The sequence below is a fragment of the Leptospira bourretii genome, from assembly GCF_004770145.1.
Taxonomy (GTDB): domain Bacteria; phylum Spirochaetota; class Leptospiria; order Leptospirales; family Leptospiraceae; genus Leptospira_A; species Leptospira_A bourretii.
In genome coordinates this window covers 597,040-611,725 of the sequence record NZ_RQFW01000005.1, presented here as the reverse complement: position 1 = coordinate 611,725, position 14,686 = coordinate 597,040, and the positions used below count along the sequence as shown (strand labels likewise).

Sequence of the window (14,686 nt, the reverse complement as noted above, 5' to 3'; positions counted from 1 at the left end):
TGAATAGGACATGGATATCAAAATCAACTTAGACTTTGAATTTCGCAACCGATAAATGTAATATCGTCTTGTTTTACATCACCTTCTGTAAAAGAAGATAGTTCACTGAGTACCTTTGCCATTGTATGATCCAAACTCATCTTCAGGTTCTCTTTTAAAATATCATACAAACGGTCTTCACCGAATAGTTCTTTTTCAGGATTGAACTGTTCAAAAATTCCATCGGTAAAGAGAAAAATACGATCGCCTTCTTCGATTTGGTGTTCGATGATCCGGTACTGGGTATGGTCCATAAGTCCTATGATTTTCCCAGTTCTTGGTAAAAGTTTTATATCATCAATTCTTTGGTGTATTTGATCTGGGTGACCTGCTGAAGAATAAAAGAGTAATTTGTTTTTTAAGTCAATATCACAAACAGAGCAGGTAAATATTGTTTGAATATTGCTATATTTGTTAATAAAGATTTGGTTCATATGAAATACTAAATCATCAGGATGATCATAAATCATTTTGAGTGATTCGTATTCCGCTTTGATGGCCATTGTGATGAGGGCAGCTTGGATTCCATGACCTGTAGCATCCGCTACAAAAATTCGATAGTAATCAGGTTTAACTTGTGTTAGGTCGTAAAAATCACCTCCTACTTCGGACATCGACTGGTAGTAGGAGTGAAAATGGATTCTTGGATCACTAGTTTTAATATCAGAGAACAAAGTTTTTTGAATTTTTTTAGCAACATTCAAATCCTTTTTGATTAAGTTTAAAGATTCATCCAAAGTTTTTGTACGTTCTCTTACTTTTTCTTCAAGAGTGACAAGTGCTAAGGCTTGGGTGTTTGCTTTTTCTTCTTTTAATTCGTTGATTTTATTGGCAAGTGCTAGTGATAAAATTCCCGCTTCTAAAGTGGAACCAATTTGGTTTCCATAAATTGTGAATAGATTTACAGGCAAAACTCCGTTTTGCATCAATGTGTACATCAAAATCCCAAAAAGTAGGGTACTCCATCCAAATAGAAACAACCTTGCTTGTTTATTTCCGGTGCTATAATTAACCAAAGCAACGAGAAGTACTGAAACCACAAAAACTTGAGCAATTAGATTTCCCAATCGAACTGCAATGGCAATTGGTAGGTAAGAATATGGAATTAAAATATAGAATAAAACTACAAATTTTAAAGATTGGATGAGTCTGTGTGACCAAGGATTTAGTTCTCGCAAATTCAAAGTTTGTTGGGCAAATGTCCAACCCGAAACTGCGGAGCAGGTGACTATGATACTTCCGATTCGGTTATGAATTTCTGGATGGTCCAGTGTAATGACTTGGTTTAATATGCCATTCAAATACATTTGAAGGGCTAGGTTAAAAAAAATGGATATGGAATATGTAATATATGCTTTTTCTTTTAAGATAAAATATATAAATAAATTGTAAATCACCATGATTAATATGGTTCCATAAAAAAAACCGAGAATGGTATTTTCTAAATTTTCTTTTAAATAAAATGTATCTTTTGAGTAAAATCGAATCAGGTAACTGACGTTTGATGAAGATTTGGTTTCTAAAATTAAAGTTTTAGCTTCGTTTTCTTTCCAATCCAATTCAAAAGCGATGGATTTTGAAAAGGCATCCCAATGAGAGTGTGCAATAAAATCTCCACCTTCTTTGATAGGTTCCGGATTTCCTTCTTCATAAACTCGGACAAAATCTAAATGTGGATTTCCTAAATCTAAAATTAGTTTGTTTGCAGAAGTTTGGTTGGTTGCTTTCAATCTAAGGAAAACATGGTCCGATTGAAAACCTAAACTTAAGTTGTTTTTAAAGATTGGTGTCCATCGAAGTTTTGGAAAATTGGCATCGGAACCAGAAGAAATCGCATAATCGATTTTTTGCGGAACAAAGCTGTCATCTGTAATGGATTTTTGGATTTCCAATCGGGAACATGAAAATACCAAACCCGACAAAATGACTGTTAGGAGTGTCCGCATAAACTCGGATGATTTCCCGATAAAAATCGGGATTTGTCAAAGCAAATTTATCTTAAGCTGTATCCGTTCTTCTTTGCGATATCTACAAGAGAATCAGAAAGTTCTTTGAACCTTTCTTGCGTAAATGTTTTGTCATAGGACATAAGTCTAAATCGATACGTGACAGATTTTTTTCCTTCACCGACTGTTTCCCCTTTGAAGATGGTTTGAACAAACACAGATTCTAGTTCAGGAATTTTCATTCCTTGTACTAGACCTACAAAAGATTCTGTTGTATCTTTTTCGTTCATCAGCAAAGAAAGATCTAATTGGCCTTGAGGGAAATTGGATGGTGGAACAAAATGTGAGTTCCTTCCTTGTTTCTCCCAAACATCCACTAACTTTTCCATATTGATTTTAGAAAGAATGGCTCTTCGTTTTAAGTCATAATCATCTGCAAAACGTGTGTGGAGGATTCCCAATTCCGCAATCTCTATTCCATCGTAAGAAAGAACAAGTCCAGCATTGGGATGGAAGTAGTTTCGATTTGTTTTTTCCCATTTGTATTTTGGTAGATTCAAATATTGGAAAAGATCGGAGATTGTTTCTCTAACCTGTAAAAATTCTAATTCAACAGCTGTTAGGTCATTCGGTTTGTTTTTCGAAAGAGAAAGGATGGCCATCCAACGTCTTTCTTCTGCTAGTTCCGAACCATTCCCTTCTTTATGATAGGTTCTTCCAAGTTCAAATAAATTTACAGACTCAAATCGGTCTTGGTTGAGTTTTGCTTGTTTGATGATACCTGGAAAAAGACTATTTCGTAATAACGAATGTTCGTCGGGCATTTCGTTTGCAATTTTTAACGAAGAATGTTCTTCTTTTGCTTCTAATTTGGAATCTGTTTGTGATGCAAAGGAATAATTATAAACTTCATTAAATCCAACTTCTAAAGCGAGGAAGTTTTTAACTCTTCTTTCCAGTTCGCGTAATGGGTTACGAATTGGAGTTTCCACTGCCATCGAAAGGGCTTGAGTTTGGATGGATGCGTATCCAATAGTCCTTCCGATTTCTTCCACAAGGTCTTCGGGTATGGTAACATCGTAATTTTGTCTGAATTTAGGAACTAAAACAGATAATTCTTCCCCTTGGTTTGTGACTTTGAAACCAAGCCGGTTTAAGATATCCGTGACTTCATTTTGCGAAATATTTTTACCTAATTTATGGCGTAGGAAAGAAAGATTTGTTTGAATGGTCACAGACTTAGATTCTGTATGATTGAATCCTTGCGGTTCATATACTTTGATCTTTGGGTTTCCATTTTCTTTTAGTAATTGGACTGCTCTGCGAATTACCGGCAAACAAGTGTAACTATCTAAACCTTTTTCGTATCGAACAGCCGACTCAGTACGGATATTGGTTTTGCGAATTGTATAACGAACATCTTCTCTTTTGAAAACTGCTGATTCCATTACAATGTTTTTTGTGGTATCGATCACTGCAGAATCTTTTCCTCCCATCACACCGGCGAGGGCAACTGGATCTTTTCCATTTTGAATGAGAAGCAGATCTTTTTGTAATTTAGGACTTGTGTCATCTAACAAAGGGAAGGAGTCGCCTTCCTTTGACTTTGAAACAGAGAAGGTTGTGGACTTTAATCTTTCTCGATCAAAAAAATGTGTTGGTTGACCAAGTTCTAACAAAAGATAGTTGGAAACATCTACAACATTGTTGATGGACCGAATTCCACATTTTTCAAGCCGAGATTTGATTTTGGTATTTGAAGGAGCGATGTTTACATCTTTGATGGAACAGACATAGTAAGCATGTGCATGTTCTGTTTTTTCCACAACCAGTCCCTCATTTCCTGATTCCCATTTTGTATCTGTTTGGAAAGGGAATTCATTCAAAGGCAACTGGAGTTGGCTTGCAAGTTCACGTGCAAATCCAAAATGATTCCAAAGGTCAGGTCTATGTGTGATGGATTTGTTATCGATTGTGAGAATCGTATCTTCCCATAAATAAAATTTACGAACTGAAATTCCAAGTGGAGTGTCGTTTGGAAAAATCAATACTCCAGAAGATTCTAAAGCAAGGCCTAGTTCTTTTTCGGAACAATACATCCCTTGGGAACGAACACCCCGAAGTTCCGAATCTAAAATTTCTTTTCCATCTAGTTTGGTTCCAGGAAGGGCCAATGGAACGATGTCACCTACCTTTACATTGGTAGCGGCAGTCACAATCTGGTAATCTTTGGAACCGTCTGTGGCGACAGTAGTGGATAGTTTTTCCGCATTGGGATGTTTTTCAAGTGATTTGATTTTGACAGTGATAACCGATGATAGGTGAAGTTTAAATTCTTCCACATCATCAATTTCGCAAATGGATGTATTAATTTTTTCCAATACCTTTTCGAAAGGAATTTGGGAGAGGGGGGTAAATTCGTTTAACCAATCAACTGAAAGTTTCAAGTGAAATCCTTAATTGATAAAAACGGTGGGAAAGCGACCGGGTCAATCCGAAATTCCAAGTTCTGTCTTCAGAAAATGAAGGCATTCCTCAGAACTCATCGGTTTGGCGAAATAAAATCCTTGGATGAGATCAACTCCACTTTCGGCAAGTAACTTGACTTGTTCCTCAGTTTCTGCTCCTTCCGCCACAACACTCAAACCAAGGTTATGTGCTAGATTGGAAACAGCATGGATGATGGTTTTGGAATCTTTGTCTGATGTGATTTCAGATACAAAAGAACGATCAATTTTTAAAGAGGAAATCGGAAGTTTTTTCAAATACCCCAAACTACTATAGCCGGTTCCAAAATCATCAATTGCAATTTTGGCACCGAGTTTTCGAATCTCTTGCATGGTCCGGACGGCAGCGTCGGCATTTTCCATAACAGAACTTTCCGTGAGTTCCACTTCCAAATCATGCGGATCCACTTTGAATAGTTTTAGGTTTTCAGCAATCGTAGAAATTAATCTTTCGTGTTTGAACTGTTTGGTGGAGATATTGACCGCCATCGAAACATCATTAATCCCTTGGTCTTTCCAATATCTCATTGTTTGGATTGCTGATTTTATGACCCATTCACCAATCGCAAATATCATCCCTGTTTCTTCAGAGATGGGAATGAATACATTGGGAGAAATAAGTCCGCGTTCAGGATGACGCCAACGGATGAGGGCTTCAACACCCACAGGTTTTTTTGTATAAAGATCGATTTTGGGTTGGTACATCAAAGTGAATTGGTTTTCGATGATGGCAATCCGCATCCTGTTTTCGATTTCCAATCTTTCTGCCACAACAGTTTGTAGTTCTTCTGTAAAAAATACATAACAGTTTTTCCCTTGGGATTTTGCTAAGTTGAGAGCACTGTCTGCATTTTTTAGAAGTGTGTTGGAATCTTTTCCATCTGTAGGATAAAGTGCGATCCCAATCGATATGTTTACAAAAATTCTTTCCCCATCGATGACAAATGGATGAGTCATGGCATCCAAAATGGATTCGGAAATAACAGCTGCATCTCTTTCGTTAGATAAATCGGGCAATACAACTGTGAATTCATCGCCACCTTGTCTACTAATCAGATCATAGACTCTGATACTTTCTCGGATTCGATACGCAACGAGTTTGATAATTTTATCACCAAATTCATGGCCACGAGAATCATTGATGATTTTAAAGTTATCTAAATCAATGGCAAGGATACCTACAAGATTTCCATGCCTTCTTGCTTCTTCAAAGATTGGAAAAAGTTTATCAATCAAAGAGTTTCTGTTGGGAAGATTGGTGAGTTGATCAAAAAAAGCTAGGTATGCTATTTTTTCTTCTGCATGCCTTCTTTGTGTGATGTCAAGAAACGCAACGGCAAGGCCAAAGTTTTCGAGAGGAATCGGTGTTGCTAAAATATCAAACCAAGTAATTTTTTCTTCTTTGATTAGACCAATCTCCATATTACGAATCACTTCTTTGTGTCGCAACGCACGCATGAGACTGGAATTTCTTGGATAAATTTTATTTCCATTCGGCTGAATGAGAGTGTATTTACGAATGTTTAAAGTACGATTTAAAAGTTCCCCATCTTGGATATTGAAATAGGTTCTTGCTGTTTTATTGGTCTCAACAATTTTCCCCTTTTCATCGGTGATAGCAATTCCCATGGGAAGGTTGTCAAAAATAGATTTATACTTCTGTTGTTGGAGGAGGAATTCGAACGAAATGTCCTTTTGGATGGTAACGTCTCTATCGAATCCAAGAATAATTTTTGATTCACGTAAAGGAATGAGTAACCAAATGATCCACACTTCTTCGTTTGAGTGGGTGACTAAGCGGTTTTCGAAATTTACAATATTTGGATTTTCGCCTAAACTATCAAAGGTATACTTTGTGTTTTCTTTGTCGTCTTCGTGGGCAAAATCAACAATGGATTTACCAACAATATCTTTTGGTTGAAATTCTAAAAACCGAGCAAATCGTTCGGTAACAGAAATAAAATTTCCTTCCCAATCTAAAACTTGAAAACTATTCGGATATTCCGCAAGGAGTGACTTAACGGTGAGACCAGAGAGAATTTTACTGCCTAATGGCTCATTTTGCATGTATTTCTTTGCCTAAAAAGTAAACTGCTTCGATGGATCCAGGAAATTGGAATCCCTCAAAGGGTGACCAGCCGGACTTACTTTTAACCATTGATTTTTTAAATTCAACTGGTTTTTTTAAATTTAAGACAGAAAAATTTGCCGCATAACCTTGATTAAGGATACCAACCCCTTTTCCAAATGTTTCCGGTAAATAGGGTGCCACAAACTCTCCTGGGTTTTTGGAACAGATTTTTGCAATTGTAGTCATCGGAATGTTTAGTTTGAGTATCATATAGGTGACAAATAACCCATACGTATCCAGTTGTGAGATCCCACTTGTCCCTTTTTGTTTTTCTTCTATGGAGTGGGGAGCGTGGTCTGTCGCCAAATAATCGATATGTCCATCCAAAATCCCTTTCACCATCGCTTCGCGGTCTTCTTTTCCACGAAGGGGTGGGTTCATCTGAAACCATTTGTGATTGGTTTCTGTTAACATATCCGTATCAAACATCAAATGTGTAGGGGTGACTTCACAAGTCACATTCACTCCTCTTTTTTTCGCTGCGATGATTTTTGAAAGACCATCTTTTGTAGAATAGTGACAGAGTTTTCCTTTGAGATTGTATTTTTCGATTAAATACAAAGCAAAATCCGTCGCGACTGTTTCAGCTTCTTTGGGACGTCTTTTTTCGTGTGTCGGTTGTGATTGATTTGCTACTAGAATCTCTGGGTCTTCACAGTGAAAACTAATGTCTTGGCCAACGTAATGTTTGATCACTTCTTCCAATGAAGCATTGTCATGAAAAAACAATTCGCCAATGGAAGGTCCCATAAACACTTTATAGGGAACTTTTTTTTCTAGTGGTTTGGTATGAGGTCCAATCCCTGCATACAATGTGATATGAATGGGTGCTTTTTTGGTGAGCGCTTGTTTGGCGGCATAAGATTCATCGTCAATGGGAGGTACGGGATTGTTTGGCATATCTGCCACATGGATCACTCCACCATTGATGGCTGCATTCCCGGCAGAAATAAAATCTTCTTTGTAAGTATGTTTTCCACTCACATCTTCTCTTGCGTGAATGTGGATATCTCCAAAACCAGGAAAAATCACTGTACCTTCGGGAAATTGGCAAGCTTCTGGATCAATTCCATCTTTCACTTCTGTGATGAGTCCGGTATTTGAATCGAATTCAATTGTACCTTCCCATTCTCTTTCGTGAGTTACGATCTTCCCTGCAATTTTTTCCATTTTGCCCCTATGAATCTGCAGATTCTAAGAGACATGGAAAGTTTCAAGGGAATTTACTTTGGATGTGACTGAATCTAAGTTTGTTTCAAGTCCACTATGGACATGAACTAGGTTCTAAGATTTGATCGGATTTTCCTTCGTAAGAGGACATTTAGTCCCATTTGGATAAGATTTCAATGATATCATTTCCAAATCGTTCCACCTTGGCCGGGCCCACACCCTTTGTGGCTTCGAGCTCCGAAAGGTTTTTTGGTTTTCTTTCCGCAATTCGTTTGAGAACAGGATTTTGAAATACCATAAACTTTTTCCACTTGAGTTGTCTTGCTTTCCGATCGCGGTAATTCATCAGTTCTTTTAAAATTTGGGAATGGAGAGTAGGTGGTTTTTTTATTTTTGATGGAGATGAGTTCGTATCATCAGAGTTAGATGAGGAAATTTTTGATTTTGTTTTAACAAAATTGGGTAAATATAATTTTGGGTATTTGGCCCCTGCTACTAAAACTTTTTTTTCCTCCACCCAGGTTTCAAGTTTTGCAACGACTGCTTCTTCCGGAATTCCATCCAATTTTCCATGGAAGGGATTTCGTTCCATTCGATACCGAAGCACATCTTTTGTGCGTTTGCCAACAAGAGTTTTGGCAATGATGGTTTTTCCAAATACAGCAGGATGTTCTTTTAAAAAATTTTGAATGGTTTCTTCTTCCCATTCCGAAAGTGGGTATTCCCTTTTTTCATTTTTCTTTTGGACTTTGGCGGCTTCTGTTTTTAAAAAATGGGATCGATGGAGGTTGGAGCCAACCTCAGTACAAATATCGCAATTCCCACAAGGAGAAATGGTTTCACCAAAATAAGAACAAAGTTGGACTTGCCTACATTCCTCTTTGCCTGCATACTCTTTAATGTATTTGAGAAGAGTGTCACCACCTTTGAAGTTGGTTTCTTTCGATAACATAAAAGCTTGTGTGGCCACATCACCCGCTTTAAAAAACAAAACACATTCTGACCCAAGCCCATCCCTTCCGGCACGACCCGCTTCTTGGTAATAAGCTTCGAGAGAGGCTGGAACTTGGTAATGCACAACCAAACGAACATCAGGTTGGTCCATGCCCATTCCAAAAGCATTGGTAGCGACAAGGATAGGAACTTTTCCAGAAGTGTAAGCATTTTGAGTTCGTTCCCTGATTCCATCGGTTCTTCCGGCATGGTATTTTCCCACAGAGAATCCAAAGTCTTTTAAAAGATCATACACTTCATCGGTTTTTTTTCTTGTGGCACAGTAAACAATGGCACGACCTGGAAATTTCCTTCCATCTTTCCAAGGTTCCAAAAGTTCAATGAGCCTGTCTGCTTTGTCCCTTTCGGCAGCCGGATATTCCACACTGAATTTTAAATTAGGTCTATAAAAAGTGGAAAGAACCACTTTTGGTGATTTCATTCCAAGTGCGTTTTGAACATCTGTTTGGACTTTTGTCGTAGCAGTTGCCGTAAGGGCAAGGATCGGAAAATTGGGACGAGGGTGGCGTTCCCGCAAAATATGGATTTGGCGGTATTCGGGACGAAAGTCATGTCCCCATTGTGAAACACAATGGGCTTCATCTATAACAAGTGCAAATAAGTCGAGTTCCCGAAAGATATGAAGGAATCCATTGGAAAGTGCTCTTTCCGGTGAAACGAGAAGAACTCGAATTTCTCCTTTTACCGATTTGGCAAGGATGGTCATTTGTTCGACTTCATCTTGTGTGGAATTACAAAAAGCTGCAGGAATTCCTTTGGCAAGTAAACTCTCGGTTTGGTCTTTCATCAGCGCAATGAGAGGAGAGATAACAAGGGTTAGTTTATTTTTCTGGATGGCTGCCGGGAGTTGGTAGATGAGAGACTTTCCCGCACCAGTTGGTAAAATGGCCAGGGTATCTTGTCCTGTTAACACAGAACGAATGGCCTCTTCTTGGCCCGGGCGAAATTCCGAAAAACCGAATTTGGTTTTGAGTTCCGAACGTAGATCCAAGGTAACTCTCAAGATTTCTGCAAATCCGAAAGGGTCAACGATAAGATTCTCCATTTTGTCCTCATTTTTTCAATTTTACAGAATCGAGTGACCCGGAAATTGTAACGAAGACCGATGCTTTTTAATACCTTTGTCTTTTTGTTATTCTTTCTTATCGTGTATGCGGTCTTTTTGGGATTCGGTTGGTTTGCCGGAAAACAAAAATGGGCCTACCGCGCACAAAACCTTTGGTTACTCCTTGCATCTTACTTTTTTTACGGGTGGTGGGAGTGGTTTTTTCTCACTCTCATCCTTGTCAGTACCATTATCGACTATTGTGCTGCCATATTAATTGAAGGTACAGAAAACCAAATTCGTCGTCGCCTTTACCTATCAGTTTCTATTTTAGCCAACTTGGGCCTTCTTTTTACAATGAAGTACTATGATTTTTTCGCAGTGAATCTTATCGATTCCTGGAACCAATTGGCATTGTGGATGGGTTCTACTGCCGTGGCGGATTCCCATACTTATTTGTTAAGAAACATCATCCTTCCTGTGGGGATTAGTTTTTATACTTTCCAAACCATGTCTTATACAATCGATGTGTTCCGAAAACAAATCAAAGCGGAACGTGATTTTTTTGATTTTGCTCTGTTTGTGAATTATTTTCCACAACTTGTGGCAGGTCCCATCGAACGTGCCCAAGACCTTCTTCCTCAATTGAAAAAACCAAAATTCCCCACTTGGGATGGAGTGCAGAAAGGATTGTATGATATCCTTCTTGGTTATTTTATGAAGGTCTATGTGGCCGATAACTTAGCCACTTACGTCGACCAAGTTTTCCTTGCAGGAAAATCTCTTTATACTCAAAATCCAGACATCATCCAGGCCATGGATGGATCCCAAGTGTTTGCTGGTGGGTTTTTATTTTTAACACAAATTTATTGTGACTTTGCTGGTTATTCTTTTATTGCTCTTGGTGTTTCAAGACTTCTTGGAGTTACTCTTACTGTTAATTTTGAAACTCCAGAATTTTCCAAAACACCAACAGAATTTTGGAATCGTTGGCATGTAACGCTGAATAGGTGGTTTCGCGATTATATTTATATTTCACTCGGTGGAAGTAAATATGGAAAGTTTGCTCAATACAGAAACTTATTCATCATTTTCTTCTTATCAGGGCTTTGGCATGGGGCCAATTGGACTTTTATCACTTGGGGTTGTTTGCAAGGTGTATACACGATCATTTACCTTGTGGCTTTTGCAAAAAAGAAAGATGATAAAACCGATGTTGTAGAGATCACAAAACCTTCATTTCTTCAAATAATCCAAAGTATTCTTTCTGGAACTTTTTCTCGAGTGTTGGTTTATACTCTTGTTGTCTTTAGTGCTGTAGGGTTTCGCTCTTATGATGCCGATATGATGTTTCTTTATATGAAAAAATTCCTAATGTTCTGGGACTGGGACTTAAATCCGAATAATAACATTAAGAATGTATTAGGTCTTTTTGAAGAGTATTTCAAAATCTTTTTGCCACTTCTCATCATCGACGGAATCTCCTATTTTAAAAAAGAAAGGTATTGGGTATTTTTGACTCATCCAATCGTACAAGCATTTGTTTTATCTTTTATGGGATTTCTCATTCTCACTCGGGGAGTTTTTGGAAAGGAGGTAATTTACTTTGCGTTCTAAATTTTTAGGAATTGGGATTACCCTCTTATTTTTTTTGGTATTGGAAATTGTGGTCCGATTTACTGGAATCCACTATTTGGAACAACCGGAAATTTTCTTTGTCAATTTAAAGAAAAACTTTGTAGAATCCGGCAAAGGTGACGCCGACATAATTGTGTTAGGTGATTCTAGGTCAATGGCTTTGGCTGGATATCCAAAACAAGCAGATGTCGAATTTTCTATTTATAATCATAGTTTGCCGGCAATGGGACCCAAATACTATCGTTTCTTTTTGGATAAGTATTTAAAAAAGGGAAATGCCAAACCAAAAATGATTTTGTTTGCAGCATCACCTAAACTTTATTCTACGGGATATGGCCCGCCACTTTACGATCCAGATGCTAAGGCCGTCAAAGAAAATGAATCAGTTTCTGAATACCTCAATCGAAGATGGAATGAAGGCATAAAAAAGAATTTTTTTCGAACTGCCACTCCTACAAATATCATCAGTTACAGCGGAAAACAAGAAGATGCAAACCAAATCCTTTGGGAGTTTTTTGGACATCGTTATCTCCACCAATTTACATTTTCCGAATTATCCAATCAGTATTCTGGTGTAGAACGTTTGTACATTCTATCCAAAGCCATGCCGCTTTTATACGAATCGTATCGGTTTCATGGTGCCATTCGCAATGCGCTTAGTGGAACCAATTGGAAAGTGGACAAAAATTACAAAGAACGATCTCTTTTTTGTGAGGCGTGTGAAAATGTGGAAGCGGGACTTTGTAAACCTGCCTCTTCCCAATTAGAAGACAATCGCACCATCGAAGACCAAATCACTCGCCATTTCGGAAAGTATAATATTTCTAATCGATTGAAACCAGAACTTGTTTTGTTTTCGAAAGAGTTGATTCGCAAGGAATTGGATGCAGAACTTAAAAATCCAATTCCTTATGTTTACCGCAAACCTGACTTTATCGTATTAAAAGAACTGATCGAATACACACGTTCACAAGGGATCCAATTTGGAATGATCTACATGCCATGGATTCAGGAAAAACAAGAATCTAGGGAGTCCAAAGACCTTCTAGCCGATCTAAAAGTTTTTTTTAGAGAGAATCCAGATGTCGGGCTCTTTTTCTTTCCCGATTCCTCTTACCCAAGTGAGAGATTTGTAGATAATATCCATTACGATTGCCGAGGAGAAAAACGGGTAAACGAAGAATTCCGTAATTTTGTTCTTCCTCAAGTGTTTCGTTTTTTAAATTCCAAACAAAAATCCAATTGATTTCCGATTTCCGGTGTTGGAGAATGAAGCACTCCATCCGGATAAGAGGAAACCCAATCATGTTTTCGTTTCGAAACATATTTGTTTGCATTCTATCAGCCTATCTCATCGGATTACCGGTGTTTGGCCAGAACCGTTATGCGTTGTTCATTGGAACTAACTACAAAGGGAACACAGCAAAAATCCCCGAGTTGAATCTCTGTGAAGCAGACGCGAACTTCTTAAAAGAAAAAATCCAAAAGAAAGGGAACTTTAAGGATATCAAAGTCCTGTTAGGTTCCATGGTCACTCGAGATAATGTTAAAAATGCCATCACCCAATTAGGGAAAGTTGTCGGCAAAGAGGATTCTGTTTTTTTATACTTCTCCGGCCATGGAATGTATATGAAAGATGCGAAAGCAAAAAATGGAATGCGTAACTATCTCATTTGTTACGATCGCCCGCATATTTCGGATGAAGAACTAAACGAATTTTTAACGGAAATCAAATCCCAAAAAACGGTTCTTGTGATGGACTGTTGTTATTCAGGAGGGATTGCCAAAAAAGGGAAAAATACCCGTGGTGCTGCAGAAATCCCGATTGCACAAGGGAATGATGGGGTGGTCCGACAAAACGCAGAGGATTACTTTTTCCAAGACAAAGCAGTCATTTCTTCTTCAGACGATGACCAAACTTCTATTGAAGTGGGAGGAACTATCAACCATGGGATCTTTACTTACAACTTTGGAAATGCTTTGGAAAAAGGGGATTTAAACAAAGACAGTGTGGTCACTGCCCTCGAAGCCTTCTTTGTTGCCAAAGAAGAAACAGTAAAAATGGCGCGCCAGTTCAACCATGAACAAACTCCGCAAGTTTCTGGAAATGCCGCTGGGATCTTTTTATCGGGTTCCCCAAAACCACAAACCCCTCCACCAAAACCACCGAATGTTGTGATCAACGTTCCCATCACTCCAGTTGAAACAACAACACCACCAAACAACAACACAACGACTCCTCCTGTAGCACCAGAGCCGGAACCAACTCCAGCCAATGATACAACAGTGGTCATCCCACCGATTGTTGAAGTGGAACCACCAGCACCACCTTCTGTCACCACAGGAAGTATCCTCATTCGTACTTCCATCATCAAAGACAAATCCTATGGGGGAGCGGCTACAAAATCGCCTTATGACCTTCTCAACAAACAGGGAAAACTAAAATCGTCACCTGCGGAAGACAAAGTAAGATCTATCAAAGTCCTTGTGGATGACCAGGAATACACTTCCCAAATCACAACAGAGAAATCGAAAATTTGGGGATCTGTCACCAAAAATGGAACTCTTATCCAGGGAGATATTTACAATGTAAAAATCGATAACCTTCCTGCAGGGGTCCACCAAATCGAAATCCGTGCGGACAAATATCCGATTTACAAAACGGCAACGGCTGTCCTTCCGAAACAAACTGTGACTGTGGATGCAATCAACTCCATGGATGGATTTGGTGCCATTCGAGGACGAGTGTTCTATAAAACCTTGGACAATCCGATTGAAAAGCACCCAATCTATATGCCAACAGTGGTTTCGACAAACCAGATCTTCAAGGTCACCACTGACAAAGATGGATACTTTTGGTTCACCAACCTAAAACCAGGAAAATATGAAATCCGAGCTAGTTTTATGGAAGAAATGAAACTAGAAAACTCCGAGATCCATGTACAACCGGGGGAAGTGACCAATGTGGACATCATCCTCAATAAAAAATTGAGTTATACAAAGACAAAATACTGATCTGGCCTCAGATCAGTTTTGTTTGGTTTTGACGAAAGCCCTCCTCGGAGGGTTTTTTTTATTGGGTCGAGAACTCTCATCCTTTAGGGTTTGGGACCTATTATCATTCGAAATGATTAAATTTAATCTGATTTTGATTAATATTAATCCAGATCTATCTTTTTTTCCAATTTTCAGCCTC

The 14,686-nt window shown here is 38.5% G+C and carries 8 protein-coding genes; 3 read left to right on the top strand and 5 right to left on the bottom strand.

What is annotated here, in order from left to right; all coding sequences use genetic code 11:
* Positions 1–23: 23 nt before the first annotated feature.
* The 5 genes from EHQ47_RS04480 to EHQ47_RS04460 form a co-directional block, all read right to left on the bottom strand.
* Positions 24–1,985, bottom strand: coding sequence for a 7TM diverse intracellular signaling domain-containing protein (locus EHQ47_RS04480; RefSeq protein ID WP_135749914.1), 1,962 nt, complete (start codon positions 1,983–1,985; stop codon positions 24–26).
* Positions 1,986–2,032: 47 nt separating this feature from the next.
* Complete coding sequence (gene pheT / locus EHQ47_RS04475; protein ID WP_135776635.1) at positions 2,033–4,432, bottom strand: phenylalanine--tRNA ligase subunit beta; 2,400 nt, start codon at positions 4,430–4,432, stop codon at positions 2,033–2,035.
* A 42-nt stretch (positions 4,433–4,474) separates the two neighbouring features.
* A complete protein-coding gene (locus tag EHQ47_RS04470; protein WP_135748485.1) occupies positions 4,475–6,559 on the bottom strand; it encodes a sensor domain-containing protein in 2,085 nt (694 codons plus the stop codon).
* A complete protein-coding gene (locus EHQ47_RS04465) occupies positions 6,549–7,793 on the bottom strand; it encodes an amidohydrolase family protein (RefSeq protein ID WP_135748486.1) in 1,245 nt (414 codons plus the stop codon). Before EHQ47_RS04465 ends, EHQ47_RS04470 begins: the two co-directional genes overlap by 11 nt.
* 151 nt (positions 7,794–7,944) lie before the next feature.
* Positions 7,945–9,852: a RecQ family ATP-dependent DNA helicase gene (locus EHQ47_RS04460; protein WP_135776634.1), complete on the bottom strand. Its 1,908-nt coding sequence runs from the start codon at positions 9,850–9,852 to the stop codon at positions 7,945–7,947.
* 60 nt (positions 9,853–9,912) lie between these two features.
* Here EHQ47_RS04460 and EHQ47_RS04455 point away from each other — a divergent pair, with 60 nt between their 5' ends.
* The 3 genes from EHQ47_RS04455 to EHQ47_RS04445 are packed head-to-tail and all read left to right on the top strand — an operon-like array spanning position 9,913 to position 14,505.
* Positions 9,913–11,469 carry an MBOAT family O-acyltransferase gene (locus tag EHQ47_RS04455; RefSeq protein ID WP_135776633.1) on the top strand — a complete coding sequence of 519 codons (1,557 nt, stop codon included), beginning with the start codon at positions 9,913–9,915 and terminating at the stop codon, positions 11,467–11,469.
* Entirely contained in the window at positions 11,459–12,736 is a 1,278-nt protein-coding gene (locus EHQ47_RS04450; RefSeq protein ID WP_135776632.1) for a DUF1574 family protein, read from the top strand. Before EHQ47_RS04455 ends, EHQ47_RS04450 begins: the two co-directional genes overlap by 11 nt.
* Positions 12,737–12,795: 59 nt before the next feature.
* A complete protein-coding gene (locus EHQ47_RS04445; RefSeq protein WP_135748490.1) occupies positions 12,796–14,505 on the top strand; it encodes a caspase family protein in 1,710 nt (569 codons plus the stop codon).
* Positions 14,506–14,686 lie beyond the last annotated feature (181 nt).

Bases quoted from the DNA above. Each gene is read 5' to 3' on its own strand.
- EHQ47_RS04480 (WP_135749914.1), bottom strand. From the start codon at position 1,985: ATGCGGACACTCCTAACAGTCATTTTGTCGGGTTTGGTATTTTCATGT.
- EHQ47_RS04470 (WP_135748485.1), bottom strand. From the start codon at position 6,559: ATGCAAAATGAGCCATTAGGCAGTAAAATTCTCTCTGGTCTCACCGTT.
- EHQ47_RS04465 (WP_135748486.1), bottom strand. From the start codon at position 7,793: ATGGAAAAAATTGCAGGGAAGATCGTAACTCACGAAAGAGAATGGGAA.
- EHQ47_RS04460 (WP_135776634.1), bottom strand. From the start codon at position 9,852: ATGGAGAATCTTATCGTTGACCCTTTCGGATTTGCAGAAATCTTGAGA.
- EHQ47_RS04455 (WP_135776633.1), top strand. From the start codon at position 9,913: ATGCTTTTTAATACCTTTGTCTTTTTGTTATTCTTTCTTATCGTGTAT.
- EHQ47_RS04445 (WP_135748490.1), top strand. From the start codon at position 12,796: ATGTTTTCGTTTCGAAACATATTTGTTTGCATTCTATCAGCCTATCTC.